The sequence below is a fragment of the Ensifer sp. D2-11 genome, assembly GCF_054161295.1.
The window spans coordinates 1,326,173-1,342,358 of the sequence record NZ_CP096434.1; the positions used below are offsets into that span (position 1 = coordinate 1,326,173).

At 61.3% G+C, this 16,186-nt stretch carries 14 protein-coding genes; 5 read left to right on the plus strand and 9 right to left on the minus strand.

What is annotated here, in order from left to right:
* The first annotated feature begins 9 nt into the window (after nucleotides 1–9).
* Nucleotides 10–594, plus strand: coding sequence for a UbiX family flavin prenyltransferase (locus M1D34_RS23315; RefSeq protein WP_498782407.1), 585 nt, complete (start codon nucleotides 10–12; stop codon nucleotides 592–594).
* 57 nt (nucleotides 595–651) lie between these two features.
* Here M1D34_RS23315 and M1D34_RS23320 read toward each other — a convergent pair whose 3' ends face one another.
* Nucleotides 652–1,155, minus strand: a complete 504-nt coding sequence (locus tag M1D34_RS23320; protein WP_498782409.1) for a TIGR02444 family protein — start codon at nucleotides 1,153–1,155, stop codon at nucleotides 652–654.
* Nucleotides 1,156–1,200: 45 nt separating this feature from the next.
* On the opposite strand from M1D34_RS23320, the gene M1D34_RS23325 reads away from it, so the two are divergent.
* The gene (locus tag M1D34_RS23325; protein ID WP_498784363.1) at nucleotides 1,201–2,424 is read left to right on the plus strand and encodes a Bug family tripartite tricarboxylate transporter substrate binding protein; all 1,224 of its coding nucleotides are present in this window, start codon (nucleotides 1,201–1,203) and stop codon (nucleotides 2,422–2,424) included.
* A gap of 81 nt (nucleotides 2,425–2,505) precedes the next feature.
* The gene (locus M1D34_RS23330; RefSeq protein ID WP_498782411.1) at nucleotides 2,506–4,275 is read left to right on the plus strand and encodes a thiamine pyrophosphate-binding protein; all 1,770 of its coding nucleotides are present in this window, start codon (nucleotides 2,506–2,508) and stop codon (nucleotides 4,273–4,275) included.
* A gap of 850 nt (nucleotides 4,276–5,125) precedes the next feature.
* Here the strand turns inward: M1D34_RS23330 and M1D34_RS23335 are convergent.
* On the minus strand, nucleotides 5,126–7,207 hold the full coding sequence (locus M1D34_RS23335; RefSeq protein WP_498782412.1) for a tripartite tricarboxylate transporter permease: 2,082 nt from the start codon (nucleotides 7,205–7,207) through the stop codon (nucleotides 5,126–5,128).
* A 195-nt stretch (nucleotides 7,208–7,402) separates the two neighbouring features.
* Here M1D34_RS23335 and M1D34_RS23340 point away from each other — a divergent pair, with 195 nt between their 5' ends.
* Both M1D34_RS23340 and M1D34_RS23345 read left to right on the plus strand, forming a co-directional pair.
* On the plus strand, nucleotides 7,403–8,353 hold the full coding sequence (locus tag M1D34_RS23340; protein WP_498782414.1) for a LysR family transcriptional regulator: 951 nt from the start codon (nucleotides 7,403–7,405) through the stop codon (nucleotides 8,351–8,353).
* 98 nt (nucleotides 8,354–8,451) lie between these two features.
* Nucleotides 8,452–9,270 (plus strand): alpha/beta fold hydrolase, encoded by an 819-nt coding sequence (locus M1D34_RS23345; protein ID WP_498782416.1) that lies wholly within the window; start codon nucleotides 8,452–8,454, stop codon nucleotides 9,268–9,270.
* 143 nt (nucleotides 9,271–9,413) lie between these two features.
* Here the strand turns inward: M1D34_RS23345 and M1D34_RS23350 are convergent, their stop codons facing one another.
* From M1D34_RS23350 to M1D34_RS23380, 7 genes are all read right to left on the minus strand, one after another.
* Nucleotides 9,414–10,502 carry an AbrB family transcriptional regulator gene (locus tag M1D34_RS23350; RefSeq protein WP_498782418.1) on the minus strand — a complete coding sequence of 363 codons (1,089 nt, stop codon included), beginning with the start codon at nucleotides 10,500–10,502 and terminating at the stop codon, nucleotides 9,414–9,416.
* Nucleotides 10,503–10,636: 134 nt separating this feature from the next.
* The gene (locus tag M1D34_RS23355) at nucleotides 10,637–11,404 is read right to left on the minus strand and encodes an isochorismatase family protein (RefSeq protein ID WP_498782420.1); all 768 of its coding nucleotides are present in this window, start codon (nucleotides 11,402–11,404) and stop codon (nucleotides 10,637–10,639) included.
* Nucleotides 11,397–12,233: an ABC transporter permease gene (locus M1D34_RS23360; RefSeq protein ID WP_498782422.1), complete on the minus strand. Its 837-nt coding sequence runs from the start codon at nucleotides 12,231–12,233 to the stop codon at nucleotides 11,397–11,399. The genes M1D34_RS23355 and M1D34_RS23360 overlap by 8 nt, the downstream gene beginning before the upstream one ends.
* A 10-nt stretch (nucleotides 12,234–12,243) precedes the next feature.
* Nucleotides 12,244–13,035, minus strand: a complete 792-nt coding sequence (locus tag M1D34_RS23365) for an ABC transporter ATP-binding protein (protein ID WP_498782424.1) — start codon at nucleotides 13,033–13,035, stop codon at nucleotides 12,244–12,246.
* A 23-nt stretch (nucleotides 13,036–13,058) separates the two neighbouring features.
* On the minus strand, nucleotides 13,059–14,030 hold the full coding sequence (locus tag M1D34_RS23370; protein WP_498782426.1) for an ABC transporter substrate-binding protein: 972 nt from the start codon (nucleotides 14,028–14,030) through the stop codon (nucleotides 13,059–13,061).
* Nucleotides 14,031–14,074: 44 nt separating this feature from the next.
* The gene (locus tag M1D34_RS23375; protein ID WP_498782428.1) at nucleotides 14,075–15,271 is read right to left on the minus strand and encodes an LLM class flavin-dependent oxidoreductase; all 1,197 of its coding nucleotides are present in this window, start codon (nucleotides 15,269–15,271) and stop codon (nucleotides 14,075–14,077) included.
* Nucleotides 15,268–16,077 carry an alpha/beta fold hydrolase gene (locus M1D34_RS23380; RefSeq protein ID WP_498782430.1) on the minus strand — a complete coding sequence of 270 codons (810 nt, stop codon included), beginning with the start codon at nucleotides 16,075–16,077 and terminating at the stop codon, nucleotides 15,268–15,270. Before M1D34_RS23380 ends, M1D34_RS23375 begins: the two co-directional genes overlap by 4 nt.
* Between the last annotated feature and the right edge of the window lie 109 nt (nucleotides 16,078–16,186).

A 16,186-nucleotide genomic window follows, 5' to 3' on the forward strand; every position in this document is an offset into this window, starting at 1 on the left:
GATTACCGCATGCGCCGCATCATCATTGCCATCACCGGAGCGTCCGGCATCATCTATGGCGTGCGAGCGCTGCAACTCCTCCGGGAACTCGATGACGTGGAAACACATGCGGTCATCTCGCCATCGGCCTTGCGCACGGCCGCCGACGAAATCGATATGAGCGCGAATGAAATCAGGGAGCTGGCCGATGTTCTGCACAACTACCGCGATATCGGCGCGGCGATCTCGTCGGGCTCCTTCCGCACCGCTGGCATGCTCGTGGCCCCGTGTTCGGTCAGGACATTGAGTGGCATAGCGAATTGCTACAATGAAGAACTGATCGTGCGCGCCGCCGACGTCTGCCTTAAGGAACGCCGCCGCGTGGTTTTGCTCTTTCGCGAAACGCCTCTGCATGCCGGGCATATTGCGCTGATGGACCAGGCGACCCGCAACGGGGCAATCATCATGCCGCCAGTGCCCGCCTTCTACTCGAAGCCGAAGACGCTTGATGACATGGTCACGCAGACGGTCGGACGCGCGCTCGACCTCTTCGACATTCACTTGCCGATGGTGAAGCGCTGGAAGGAAGGCCCGGACTCTCCAGGCCAGCATTAGTCTGGCGCAAGTCGACTGGGAAGCCGGTACAACCGTTTCCGTCAGGGCTTACACACTCTAAAAAGCTGCAAGCGCCTTGCCGATGGCGGCGAGTGCTTCCACAGTCTTCGGGTTCGGATCTGCGGCATGGAAATGCCGCAGCACCAAAGCGAGATTGTCAGCGGCATCGACGGGAGCACCTCCGGCCGCAATCAAGGCCTCGCCTTCCGCTTCGAGCACTGCCAGCTCGATCTTTTCCGAACCGAGCTCGATGCCTTTCAAACCATTGCGCAGCGCCTCGGTATCTTGGTTCGGAGCCGGCTGGGGGCCACTCTTCAGCCGTCGTCGAACGCTGCGTAACGGCTTTACGACCTCGTCGCGCCAATCTGCAACAATGCCGTCGATGCGAACGAGCTCAGCCTGCGTCAGAGCGACGGAATGCTTCGAAAGCCAGGCGGAGAAGAGCAGAACTGGCACATCGACGCCGCATTCGTCCTGCAGCGTGAGGCAGGCTTCGCCGACACCTGACGCGGAATAAAAACCTAACGCAAAGTCCCAAAGTCTCTGCCTTTCGGCCGCCATGGTGTTTCTCCTGTTAGCCCGCAGTGACTAGCCACTCGTTTGAAAGTGGGCAAGTTGCACCATCCGGGAATTTTGCTCTCCAAAGATCCGACCCCGCAAGTGCCCAGAACAAAACACAACTGCCTCGCTGTTGCACGATACTCGTGTTTGTCATACAGTAGTACCGTCACAACATGTGATACTAAAGGGATGGTCGCCGGGAGGCAACCAAGGGAGGTACAATCGATGCTCAAATCCATTCGTTCGCTGACGGTCGCTGCGACCACGGCCTGCGCCAGCATCTTCGGCGCGGTATCGGCTCAGGCCGACGCGGTTTCTGATTTTTATGCCGACAAGACCGTAACAATCCTGATCGGCCATCCTCCGGGTGGCTCTTACGATCTTTATGCGCAGCTCATTGCTCAGCATTTCGGCAAGCATATTCCCGGCGAGCCGACGGTGATCGTCCAGGGCATGCCGGGCGGCGGGGGCTCGCTCGCGGCCGCGCATTTTTACGCGAAAGCGCCGCGGGACGGTACGATGGTCGCTCTCCTGCCGGAATCGCTGGCGCAGGACCAAGTCCTCGAGCCAAAGAAGAGCCGCTGGGACGTTTCCGAGATGCACTTCATCGGCCGCGCGGCGGACGTCACCTCCGTGATGATGGCTCGCAAGGATTCGCCGGTGAAATCGATCGAAGACTCGCTGAAGTCCGAAGCTAACGTGAGCTGCTCCGGCCGCACGACTTCAAGTGCCCAGACGGGCGCGGTGCTGAAGTCGCTGATCGGCTCGAAGTTCAACATGGTCTGCGGCTATGACAGCGCAACGGCCAGCGCGCTCGCAGTGTTTCGCGGCGAGGCCGATCTGACGACCACCGTTTGGGCAAACTGGTCGGTAAACTATTCCCAGCAGCTCGCTGCCGGTGACGTGGTGCCGGTCGTCCAGTTCTCCGAAAAGCGCCTGCCCGAATTGCCGAACACACCGACCGCCATCGAGCTCACGGACGATCCGGCCAAGAAGCAGGCGATTGAGTTCTTCGGCGCAGGCGGCGATATCGGCCGCGCTCTAATGACGCCGCCGGAAACACCAGAAGACCGCGTCGCCGCCCTTTCTGCCGCCTTTGAAAAGCTGATGGCAGATCCGCAATTCCTGGCCGACGCTAAGGCCCGGTCGATCCCGATCGCGCCAATAACGGGCAAGGAAGTGGACGCGATCGCCAACCGGATCATCTCAACGCCACCGGAAGTGGTCGCCACGCTGAAGAAAGCAATCAGCGACGGCTTCGACAACTGACCAAGAAAATCGCGCGACGCACAGGCCTCGCGCGGTTTCTTTTTGCCTTTTTCCGTTTCCAGAACATTAAGGATCCCGACCATGGACCACCAGGGCACGAAGCGTTTCGTCCCGGTTGAAACCGGTACGCCTTGTTACGGCAGCGACCTGATCGCCGCAGCGATCCGGGAACAGGGGTTTCCCTACATCTGCCTCAATCCAGGCGCGAGCTATCGCCACCTACATGACAGTCTGGTCAATTATCTCGGAAACGAGAAGCCGAAGATCATCCTGTGCATGCACGAGGAACATGCGATCGGCATCGCTCAAGGCTGGGCGAAGATCACGGACCGACCGCTTATCGCGGCAGTCCACTCAAATGTCGGGCTGATGCATGCCACCATGGGCATTTTCGATGCTTGGTGCGACCGCGTCCCCGTCGTCGTCATCGGTGCCACCGGCCCGCTCGATGCCACCAAGCGCCGGCCCTGGATTGAGTGGATCCACTGCACGATCGACCAGGGCGGTCTCGTGCGCGACTTCACGAAGTGGGACGACGAGCCGGGCTCTCCGGAAGCCGCGGTGGAATCCATCCGCCGCGCCACGATGCTGGCGACGGCACGCCCCGCCGGCCCGACCTATGTCAATCTTGACGTCACCGTGCAGGAGATGGAACTGGGAAAGGTGCCTGCTCTGCATGATATCTCACGTTTCCGCGCACCCGCCGACCCGGAGCCGCCCCGCCGCGACCTAGAGGAAGCGATCGAGATTCTGGTCAGCGCCAAGCGCCCCGTCATCCTGTGCGGCCGCACCTCACGCAGCGAGGAAGGCTGGGCCGAACGCGTGAAGCTTGCCGAACTGATGGGCGCCAAGGTGCTGACCCATGTGAAGCTTGCGACAAGTTTCCCGACCACCCATCCGCTTTTCATCGGCGAAACAGGCTGGAGGCTATCGAAGAACCTGCTCAAGCACCTGACCGAGGCCGATGCTGTGCTCTCCCTCGACTGGCTCGACCTCGCGGGCACGATCAATCAGGTCTTCCCCGCCGGCGGCCCGAGTGCACCAATCATCAGCGTTTCGAACGACTACAACATACATCGCGGCTGGAACATGGATTATCAGGGCCTGCCCGCAGTCGACGTCAACATCCCGACTGTTCCGGAAACGGCCGTCGCGCGGCTTCTGGAGGCGCTGGAAGCCCGCATCCCTACACCAAAGACCTACCAGCGGCTCCGTCTCGACGCGGAGCCCTCCGGAAGCTCCGGTCCGATCAGCCTGATGGACCTCGCCAGGGTGTTCAACAAAGTAACGCGCGACATCGACGTGTGCTTGACCTCGAGACCGCTTGGCTGGCCTACCAATGCCAATGAGCTCGAACATCCGCACGATTATCTGGGCCACAATGGCGGCGGCGGCGTGGGTTCGGGCCCGAGCATCGGCATCGGCGCGGCCCTCGCACTGCGTGACATGAAGTCTCCGCGTGTGCCGATCGCGATCGTCGGCGACGGCGACTTCACCATGGGCAATACGGCCCTCTGGAGCGCCGCTGCCCAGGGCATTCCGCTGCTCTACGTCATCTCCAACAACAATTCCTACTTCAACGACGAGCACCACCAGGCGCAGGTCGCCATTCAGCGTGGCCGCCCGTCGGAAAACGCCTGGGTGGGCCAACGCCTGCAGGACCCCGTTCCGGACCTCCTGATGCTTGCCAGGGCGCAAGGCATCGACGGCGAAGGCCCGATCACCGATATTGCCGACCTCGCGCACGCCCTTGCGCGCGGCATCGAGAATGTGAAGGCGGGCAAGCCTTGGGTTGTCGATGTCCGGGTCCCGCCGGAATATTGCCGCGAGCCGATGGTCGAACTCGCTTAAGAGCAGTAAATATCTTCCGACGGAGCCCTGCTTGCCCGAGCGGGGCTTTCTTTTTTGCGAATGAAGGATGTCGCGCGTGGCGCGCACGCGCGCGATGACCCGCCCAATGAGGTCCTGCGCCGGGCATGCGGGGCCAAGGGAGCTGCCGTCGCGGACGTCCATCGCCTGCAACCGGGATAGGGGGAGCGCTGAGGCTCCTCCCCTCCCACACCACCCGTCATGCGGGTCCGCATCGGGCGGTTGGAGCGGTTGCGGTCGTCAGGCTGTAGTTTCTCCCGGCCCGGCGCCTGGATTTGCTTAATCTGGTTCGGCGGATTTGATTTCTCGCTGCCGTGGCCCCTCAGGCTTCACCCCATCTGCCGGATCGGCGAGCTTCGCTGGTGCGAACATCTGAGACCGTTCAAATCCGATAACCGGCGGGCTTTCCCTTCCGCTCCTTCAGCCCTTCGCTCCCTTACGGCAGCTACAATGGCCTCTGCTGACTTCTCGCTCCGGCTCGACACCGTCACCCTTTCAGGCGCAAGGCGAGATCTCCCCGGGTAAGAACGCATTCCTTCACCGCACCACCGCCGGATCTACGCCGCCGCCCCTTGGTCACAAGAGCTTCGCGGTTCATTGCCCGCTCGCCCGGTCGGCACCGCCTCATATCCGGTTCTTGTTCATCGGCACGCGGATTACGCTCCACGCTTCCTCCCCACGCTCGATCGCCCTAACGCAGTTGCGCTTCGCTTCACTCGCCATGACCAGCTCGTGGCGGGACTTCCACCCGCAGGAATGCGTCCATGCCGGGCGCACAAAGGAAAGGCCGGAGCGTCGCCGCTCCGGCCTTTCCACATACGGCTGATCCGGTTCAAATGATGTCTGACACCATGGTGCGCAATTGCGGGAAGGCGTCGCCAAGATATGACTGCGGCCATGGCATCACGAGCAACCTGTCGAACAGGATGAACATGGCGACCCAGATGACGATGGCAATGGCGAGCGTCCGGACCCAAGGCTGCTTTCCCTCGAAATGCATGTAGCTGATCATAAAGAGGAGCAGCGTCGGCAACAGGCCGAACAGCAACGTTCCGACGTAGATCGAAAACACCCAGGAAGCCATGATGCCCATTCGCTTATAGAGCATCCGATCGGACATCGCTTCCAGCGGGTCGGCTTCATGAGCTTTGCGAGGCTTGACGAGGCTCTCTCCGGCGCGCTGCTTCACAAAGACACCGATGCCAGCGCAGATCACCACGATGAGGCCGACCGCCGCGACCGTCTGCGGCATGAGCTTCGCGGCGAGTGCCCATTCGGTCGAGGTGGCAAGCGCACTGATGAAGAGGATGGCGGCAAGGATCCACATGCCCGGCAGCATGATCCGGTCGACGGGGGAGATCGGGCCTGCGGCCCCGATTTCCTTAGGCGCAGCCGGTTCGCTGACGGCGGCACCTACGGCGGCCGGAACGGCTGCGCGGCGCTTCATGAAGAACCGCACGGCGCTGTAGATGAAGTAGACGACGGGAACCATCAAGATGAAGATCACGCCCGGACGATGGAGCCACTCGGAGCCATAGCGGCTGGTCGAGATGAACAGATACTGTTCTACCAAACCGCCGAGCACGAGTCCGAGAAGCACTGGAGCGCGAGCCCAGCCGAAGCGCTTCATCGCCCAGCCGATCGCGGAGAAGATCAACAGCACGATAATGTCGCCAGTGTCGCGGGTCGCCGAATAGGCACCGATAAAAACGACGGCAAGGACCGTTGGCACGAGGATACCGGCTGGTACCAGGGCAAGCTTGGCAAGCTGCGACACGAAGGCGAAACAGATCAAAACGCCGACGATATTGGCGATCATCAGGCTCCAGACGATGGTATAGGTGATGTCGAGTTGCTCGGTAAGCAGTTTCGGTCCCGGCTGAATGCCGTGCATCATGAAAGCGCCAAGCAGGATCGCCATAGTGGCACTGGCGGGAATGCCGAAGGCGAGCGTCGGAATGAGTGCGCCGCCTTCACGGGAGTTGTTGGCCGCCTCGCAGGCAATCACGCCCCGCACATCCCCGGTGCCGAAAGTCTTGCTGCCGTCCTTGACGGATTTCGCCGCCGAGCCGTATGCGATCCAATCGATCGCCGGGCCGCCGAGGCCGGGTACGGAACCCAGGATCGCACCAAGCCAGGAGCTCTGGAAGACAAGACGAATGTTCTGGAGGGCGTCCCTGACGCCGCGGAATTGATCGCGCAAGATGCTCTCGCTCTTATGCATGGCAACGGCCTGGCGTGCCGCGCCGAGTTCGAGGAGCTCTGGGACGGCGAACAGGCCGAGCACGAGCGCCTCGAGTGGTACGCCCTCCCACAGATAGAGAGAGTCGAACGTCCAGCGCAGTTCACCTGTCTGCGCCTCATCGCCGACAGACGCGATGACGACGCCAAAGCACGCCGATACCAGGCCTTTCATCATATTGCCCTGACTGACGGCGGCAACGAGCGTCAGGCCAAGAATGCAAAGCGCCAGGAGTTCCGGCGTGCCGAAGGCCATCATGAACGGTCTCAGGATCGGAATGGCCAATCCAAGCAGGATGGCACCGAAAATGCCGCCGATTAGGGAGGCGGTGTAGGACGCACCCAGTGCCCGACCGGCTTCGCCGCGCCGGGCCATCGGATAGCCATCCATCACCGTCGCGGCCGAGCCCGCTGCTCCCGGCACCCCAATCAGGATCGAAGGGATGGTATCGGCAGTCGGGGTCACCGCCCACATGCCGATCAGGAAGGCGAGCGCCGTATAGGGGTCCATCGTGTAGGTGAACGGCAGAAGCAACGCCATTCCGGCCAAACCGCCGATTCCCGGGATTACCCCGATGAAAAGGCCGAGCACGCAGCCCAGCATGATGATCATGAATCGGGTCGGGTCGAAAATGACCGTTAGCGCCATCATGGCCTGTTCCACAAGATGCATAAGTCCTCCACCGCCTCGCTGCCCGCGAGCTTGTTTGTACACACGCGCCGCAGGCGCCTCCTCGTGCCACTGCGGCAAAGCGACGCCCGCCTCCGACTTTTCCCTCGTCAGCGCTTGTGTAGTACTGTATTTTTGTATGACAATGTTGGCTCTGCAGAACGCCTGTGGCAAATTCAAAAAGCGAAGAGTACTATCATGCCGATGAATTTGGCGACCATCGATCTGAAGCTTCTCGTCGTTTTTGACGCGATGATGGCCGAGGGCAACGTCAGCCGCGCCGCCGAGCGCCTTGGCATGTCGCAGCCGGCACTATCAAATGCGCTCAACCGCCTTAGGCTGCTCCTCAACGACCGGCTTTTCCTGCGCACGGCGGACGGCATGCGGCCGACGGCACGGGCGCTTGAAATTTCGGGCCCAATTCAGTCGGCCATGCGCCAGATCGAGGAGGCGCTAGAGCCCACGGCCTTCGAACCTCAGGATCCTGATTGGACCTTCAGCCTCGCCGTGTCCGACCACGCGTCGGTGGTTCTGCTGCCGCCCCTAATTGAACACATCGCCCGCGTTGCGCCACGCGTCGGGCTCAACATTCAGTCGCGCCCGAACGACGAGTTGCCGGCGCTGCTCGACAATAGCGAGATCGATCTCGCCGTCGGCGTCATTCCGAACCTGCCGCGCCGCTTCAAGCACATGTCTCTCTTCCGGGACAAATATCTCTGTATGATGCGGCGGGGCCACCCGCTGGCCGGCCGCCCGATTGCGCTCGAGGAATTTCTGACGACAGACCAGCTCTCCGTCAAACCCGGTATGAGCGACATCAGCCGCGTGGACCGGCTCCTGGCCGAGGCAGGTCTCAAGCGGCGCGTCGCCACGACCGTCCATCAGTACCTTGCCGCGCCTGCGATCGTTTCCCGTTCCGATCTCATCGTGCTCGTCTTCGAGAAGATGTTACCCATATTCGATCCGTCTCGCTTCTATTTCTGTCCTGTGCCCGTGCCGAACATGGAAGTCGCGGCCACCGCAGTATGGAGCGACGTAAATACCGATCTTCCCGCCCACAAATGGCTGCGCCGCCAACTTGCGGTGCTGGCGCGGCAGCTTGCCGACGAAGATGACGGCGAAGACCGCCCAATTCCCGCAGGCGGATGAAACGTGAAAACACCGCATCCGTTGTTGTTCCGCTGACGAGTCTTGTTTATATGCTTGTCATACAGTACTACGTACCGAGGTTATCGAAGGATATTGACGTGAACGACAACACGAACAGCACTGTCACGACCCGTGACGGCACGAGGCTGTCCTATCGGCTGGTGAAGGGAAGTGGCCGCGGCCGCATCGCGCTTGTTCATTCCCTCGCGATGGACAAGACCTTCTGGGAGCCGACCGTGGCTGCGCTTGAAAGTTTCGCCGACGCGCTGATCTTCGATTGCCGCGGCCATGGCGCCTCCGATAAGCCTGCCGGGCCCTACAGCGTCGAACTTTTCGCCAACGACATTGCCGACCTAATGGATCATGTCGGCTGGAAGTCGGCCGTCGTCGCCGGAGCCTCGATGGGTGGCTGTGTCGCCCTCGCCTTCGCCGCCATTTACCCTGAACGCGTCGAGGCGCTCGGCCTTTTCGACACCACCGCCTGGTACGGCGAAGACGCCCCGAAAGCCTGGAGCGAGCGCGCCGACAAGGCGCTCACCGGGGGCATGGCTGCGCTCGTTGGTTTCCAGAAGACCCGCTGGTTCAGCGACGGCTTCCGCGGCGCCAATCCTGATGTGGTCGAAAAGGCAGTCGGTGTCTTCCTCGAGAACGATCTGTCGGCCTATGCGGCAACCTGCGCCATGCTCGGCAATGCCGACATCCGCGCGGCACTTCCCCACTTCGACTTTCCTTGCCGTGTGGCCGTCGGAACCGAAGACTACGCAACGCCGCCGGACATGGCCCGGTATATGGCGGAGAACATCCCCGGTGCCGAGTTCTTCATCATGGAGGGCGTGCGGCATTTCACTCCGCTCGAGGTTCCCTCAACGATCGCGGCGCACCTGAAGGAACTCGTCGAGGCTGGCTCTCGGCTATAAGGCAGATAGCTCATGTCCCTGCACGCCGCATTCGCCGCCATTCTTCGGTAGTCGCGTGCACGACACGTGGCGCGTCTCGTGCTTGCCGTGGCCAGGCCGCTCTGACCGATGCCCTGGGGGAGTCCTGAGCCGCGCGATCCCGGCTACGCGTCTCTCTTCGCCAATCTGCCCCGCTTGAGCCACCGGGCAAGAAATGTCGCGGAGACCGCCACGAAGAACACGCGGAGCACGTGGTGTGTGGCCACGAATGCGACATCGACATGAAGCGACAGGGCCATGAGGCTGGTCTCGGTCAACCCGCCTGGCGAATAGGCGAGCAGCAGGCTCAAGATGGGTCTTCCCGTTATATGGGCAACAAGCATCGCGCAGCTGGTGCTCGCCGCGACGAGGAAAATGGTCGACCCCACCGACAACTGCAGAATATGCAGGATATCGGACTTCTTCACTCCGGCGAAGCTGCAGCCCAGGGCACTTCCGAGCACGAGCTGTGCGAATGCGATGATCTCCCAGGGCGCATGGAACTCCGAGACGCCGGTCAGGTGGATCGCGGCGCTGACCAGCATCGGCCCCATCAGAAAAGGCGAAGGCAGCGACAGGAGCCGCCCCAAGAACATGCCGCATATGCCGGTGCCGAACAGCCACAGGTCTGCGCTGATCGGCGTCTCGAGAATAGATGCACCGGCACGGGTTGTGCCGCTCAGCGCCTGGCCTCCGACAAAGGAGAGCAGGAAAGGAAGCGAAAGAACCACAAGCATGATGCGGCTCGAATGGACGAGCGCGATGGTCCGGGTGTTCGCCCCGTAAACTTCGCCGAGCGCCGTCATCTCGACCAGTCCGCCCGGCATTCCGGAAAAGAACGCCGTCCAGTGATCCAAGCCCCCTGCACGCCGGAAATAGACGTAGCAGCAACACGCCGTCACGATGACGAAGATGATCAATACGATGAGACCGGGAAGCCAATCGATCATGCTGCCGGCCATCGCCGGCGTAAAGCCGGAACCGAGAACGACGCCAACCAGCATTAGCATCGGGGGGCGAACGATGCCGGGCACGGCTACCGGCATGTTGAAGAGTGATGCGAAGAGGCAGGCGACCAGGGCGCCCAGCATCCAAGGCAGCGGCAGATGGAAATAGAAAAAGATGCATCCGCCGATGAACCCTATCGCAAGGGCCAGGAAAAGCCTTCGATACGGAAATCTACCTGGCGCGAACCGAGTGAAGAATAGACGCATCCCGTCTCCTCTATCGCATGCTTCCTCCAACCGAAGCCGGAATGAAGGAAAACACGCGGAATTCAAAGTGCTACAGCAATCTTCGCACGTCCGAAAAGACATGCCGGCCTGCAGTGGCGAGCGGCACTGATGGTTCAGACGTCGCCACGGCTGCCGGCCGGCAGATCGAAAAGGCCGGTTTCGAGCCCTTCCATGAACGTCCGCACCTCGCCGCTTGGCAATACGTCGGCATATTTCGAGTTCATGTCGAAGAGGTTGACCGCGTGGCTCGCCTGGCAGCGCTCGAAGCAGCCATCTTCGACCACCGTAACGCGCAGGTTATGGCTAAAGGCATCAACGACCGTCGCCCGTACGCAGCCGCTCGTAGCCGTGCCCGTAACGATCACGCTGTCGCACTTCAGGAGAAGGAGGTAGTCGATGAGATTGGTACCGTGGAATCCACTCGGCTTCTGCTTATAGATGACGATGTCCTGGGGTGCCGGCGCGATCTGCGGCATGATCGTGTTGCCGTCGATCGTCGTTGCCTTCGGACGCTCCCGGCTGCGGCTGTTCTTCCAGAGCCAGCCTCCGCGATCCCATTTATCTTCTCGCTCGCTGCCAGTCGTGTAAATGATCGGCAGTCCCTTGATCCGGGCAAGTCTGGCGAGTTCGGCGATGATCGGAAGCGCGTCCCACGCCTCATCACCACCGGATTGGCGCCAGCGCAGGATCGATTCTTGTACCGGCTCGCGTTTGTCGCCGCAAAAGGCATAGTTCACATCGACGATCAGGAGGGCCGGCCTTGTGCCGAAACCCTGTCGCGCGCCGTAACCAGCAATGCCGATAACCTCTCGGTCGCGCTCCGTCAGGAAACGGTCCCACGGTCGTGCCTTCGGGCTTCCACCTCTCGATCCCTCACGCATGTTCGCCCGCAATCTCGCTCTGCCACGGCGCTATCTTCCGTTCGAGCCAAGCCACCAGGCGGTCGAGCACGACGGCGAATATCATCACGCAGATGATCGGCACGAACACCTCGGCGGTCCGGAAGCTGTTCGCCGCATTGATGATGATGCCGCCAAGGCCGGAAATCGCGGTCAGAAACTCGGCGATGATCATGGCGATGACCGCTTTGCCGATCGCAAGTCTTAGACCCGCCATGATGTAGGGCAGCGTCGCCGGTAGCACGATCTGGCACATGATCCGGCTTTGCGGCGCGCAGAAAGCTGCTCCGACTTCGATCAGCGTTTTCGGAACTGCTTTTACGCCGACCCAAGTATTGATGCAGACCGGGAAGAAGGCGAGCAGGAAGATGATCACCATCTTCACCGCAAAACCGAGACCGAACCAGACCATCAGCAGTGGGACGAGTGCGATGAGAGGCGTTGCGTAGCCGGCCATGACATAGATGCCAAGCGCAGCCTCCGCGATGCGATAACGCCCGAGCAGCAGTCCCGCAGGGACGCCGATCAGGGCCGCGAGCAAGTAGCCTGCGAAAAATGGCTGAATGCTTTGCCAAAACGCCTGCACCAGGGTGCCGCTCTCCATCATGACCAGGAAGGAGGCGAAGATCTGGGACGGATAGGAGCCGAACAGGGGATCGATGAACGGGGCTGCCGCCTGCCAGAGGCCGATCAGCACCATCAAGGAGATGGCGGTGATTGCCCAATCGGGCATCGACCAGCTCCTGTCCCCGGCCACGGCTGTCTCGTCTTCGCTTGTTTTCTCGGAGACTCTTGTTTCGGTAATGCTCATGGATCCCCTCCTAGGCGACCAGCTGATCGTGTTTCGCCGGCTCGTGCAGAGCCTCCCAGATCATGGCGCGCTTCCTGGTGAACTCGCTCGCGGAGCGTATGCTGCGCATGTCGCTGCGCGGACGTTCGAGCTCGACACGGATAATCTCACGAAGGCGCCCACCGACCATCACCACAACCCGATCCGCCAGCAAGACCGCCTCATCCAGATCGTGCGTGACGAAGATGACAGTCTTTCCCGTGCGCTGATGGATATCGAGCAGCTCTATTTGCAAGGTCTCGCGCGTCTGCGAGTCGAGCGCGCCGAAAGGCTCATCCATCAACAGCACTTCCGGATCGATCGCCAGCGCGCGGGCAATTCCCACACGCTGTTTCATGCCCCCGGAAAGCTGATGGGGACGATGATCCTTTGCGTGGCTGAGGCCGACCAGATCGATGAAATGCTCGGCACGTTCATCCAACTCGTTTTTCGGGAGTTCCTTCATCTCCAGACCGAACTTGATGTTGTCCACCGCGCTTCGCCAGGGCAGCAGCTCGGCATGCTGGAACACCATGCCGCGGTCGAAGCCGCAGCCGCCAATCTGGCGGCCGGCCACCTTCACGGAGCCCGAGCTGGCGCTGTCAAGGCCCATGATGATGCGCAGCGCCGTGGTCTTGCCGCAACCGCTTGGCCCTGCGAGTGCGATGATCTCACCCTTTTCGACGTTGAAAGACAGGTTGTCCAACGCCCTTGCGCGGTGTTGGACACCCCTTACCTTCAAGGCGAATGTCTTGGAGACATTCAGTAGTTCGACATGTGCCATGACCGATCCTGACTTCCCCAGCTTCAGTTGGTTGCGACCAGCTTCAGGGCATCCTGACGCGGTCCTTCGTCGATGAACTGCTTGATATCGTACGCTTCCTTGATGCGGCCGTTGCGGTGCATCATGTCGACGTTCCACTGAAGCTTGTCGGCCATGATCGGCAGGTCCGGTTTGACCGCATCATATTTGACAACCTCGTCGTAGATGAATTCGGGCGTCCTATCATCCGGCGACAGTTTGGCGATCTGCCGCGCATAGTCCGCAGTCTCCTTCGGATTCTCGATGGCATATTTATGCCCCACCATCTGGGCGGCGAGGAACCGCACGAGCTGGTCGTGCTTTTCGGCGATGACCTTGTCTGAGGTGACGATGCAGATGCGCAGCAGATTAGGTGTGGCTTCCGGCGCGCGAGCGATGACATTGACGCCGCGTTCGGCTGCTTCAGGCTCAAATTCGCTCGAGGTTGCGGTGGAATCCACCACGCCGGCCACAACGGCGCGGAACCGGTCCCCCCCGCCACCGGCATTCGCGAAGGTCACTTCGGACGGATCGACACCGCCCCAGCGAAGCGCCTCGCGGGCGAAGAGGTCCGGCGCGCCACCCGGACCGGAAATGCCGACGGTACGGCCCTTCAAATCCCTGACGCTCTTGATGTCGCCCCTGGCGTAGAGGTCGTAAGTCATGCCTGGCCAGTTGCAGCCGAGGAACTTCAGGTCTGCACCTTCCGCCATGGCGGCGATCGCCGTTAGCGGCGTCGTAGCATAGCTGTCGATCTCCCCTGCAAGAAGGGCCTTGACCGGTACCGTGCTGCTTGCAAATTCCACGGTCTCGAGATCGAGATCGAACTTCTCGGCGAATTTCGAGGGCATGAACTGGATGCCAGCATCGCCCTTCGCTTCGACGACGCCATGGTGCCAGGCATCGGCGGCATGCGCGGTGCTGATGCCGGCGAGAACAACCACGCCGGCGGCAAATGATTTAAGGATATCCTTCATGTGTTCCTCCCTGGATTAGTGGGGGGCCTGCGGCCCCCCGTTGATCAACGTACGATGGCTTGAGCTCGCTCCTGCTCGATGCCGGATGCTGCGTCGTCCGGAAACGCCTCCTTCAGTCTCGGATAGACTTCGCGTGCAAAGGTGCGGATGCCATGAACAGTGTCCTCATGGTTCAGGAAGCCGGCTTGTCCCATCAGCAGCATGTGACCGAAACCGCCGACTTTGCCGTAGAATTGCTTGACCTGGTCGAAGACCTGATCCGGCGTGCCCGCAAACATGATGCCGGCTTCGATTGCCTTTTCGACGCTCAGGTCTTTGATCGATGCTGCCAGTTGAGGCATGGCACCGCGCAGGAACCGGACATTGACATCGACTGGCACATAGCCCGGCGGGTTCTTGTAATGGACCGGCACCTTGTTGGCCTTGAGATACCAGAGCAACTGCTCGGCCCCTGCACGGGCTCGAGCCGGATCCGGGCTCGTATAGAGGAGTGGCGCATAGGCGAGCCGGTGGATGGGTGTGACTTCGCCCCGGCCAGCTTCGCGCCACCCCTGACGATAGGATTCGTAGACCCTCGGCGTGCCGCCGAAACCGGTCAGGAAGGTCGCCTGGACGAAGCCACGTGAACCGACCCGCGCCGCGCCGCCCGGGCTGGTAGCGCTGACCCAGACCGGCGGGTGCGGATCCTGATAGGGTCGCGGCCAGATGTTGACATTGCGATGGTGGAAGAAACGCCCTTCATGGCTGAAGGGCCCGTCGCGGGTCGCCCAGGCTTTGATGATGAGGTCAAGCGCCTCCCAATGCCGTTCATTGGTACGCACCGGATTGCTGTTTGCCGCGGCCAGTTCGTAGGGCACGCCCCTGACGAAACCGACTTCCAGGCGGCCGTGCGAGAGGATATCTGCCAACGCCATTTCCTCGGCAACACGAACGGGATCGCGACGGTTCGAGATCGGATTGCCGAGGAGCAGCAGGCGCGCCTTGGAGGTGAGCCTTGCAAGGGCAGCCAGGACCAACGGCGCCGCCGGGTCGACGCAGGTGGGGGTCTGGTGATGCTCGTTGAGCATGATGTCCAGCCCCTCTTCCTCTGCGACCAGCCATTCGGCAATGTAACGGTCGTAGAGGGCAGCACCCTTCTTCGGGTCGTAGAGATGGTTGGGCAGGGTCACCCGGATGGACTCATATTCGGTTTCGGGCGGCAGGTCCGGATAGGCGTTTTCGCTGAAGAACCAGGCTCTCATCCCGCGTTCCTCCAAAGGCTTTTGGTTGTCTGGGGCTCAGCTAGAAAGGCCGCCACGCGTGCAGCGAGCACCTCCGGCCGTTCTTCGGCGAGGTTGTGGCCTGCGGCTTCGATCGTCTCGACCGAGGCGTTCGCGATGAGGGCGCCAAAGGAATTCGCATAGTCCGCCGAGACGAAACCGTCGGAGCTTCCGCGAAGGACGAGCGTCGCCGAGGCCAACCGATAGAGTCGATGGCGCAGCTTGGGATTGTGCATGTAGGGCTCCCAGGTCAGGAGCGCCAGCGTCTCGCGGTTGCGCACGATTGCGGCGAGCTTCTCATCCGTATAGGCCGAGGGATCGAAACCGTGTTTCGCGACATCGTGATAGAAGAGCCGGGTGACCTCCACTTGGGGCATGGCGAAAATGTCAGGCACGTCGAGGCGGTCGACTGGGCCGACCTTGATACCGATCGGCGCCACGAGCACGACACGGCCGAAGCGTTCCGGCGACATGGTGCCCATCTCCGCAGCGATCCAGCCGCCGACAGAGCAACCGATCACATCCACCTCATTGAGCCCGAGGTAATCGAGCAGCGCAAAATGCACATGGGCGACGTCGGTTACGCAATCCAGCCAGTCAGGGAGGGAGGATTTTCCGAACCCGGGATGGGAAGGGACGATGAGACGGCGCGTCTTGGCGAGCTCCGCCGCAAAAGCATCATCCGGAAAGAAGCCCTGGACTCCGTGGAGATAGAGAACCGGAGCACCCTCCCCCATTTCGTGCCATTCGAGCTCTACATCTCCTATGTGAAGAAAGTGGTGTTTCACGTTCGAACATCCTCCCTGCTGTCGTTTGAAGCTGAGGAAGTCTGCCAAAACGAATTGCCCTGAGGCAGATGCAAATTAGAGTCTGGTGATAGACAACGGTTATTGCCGC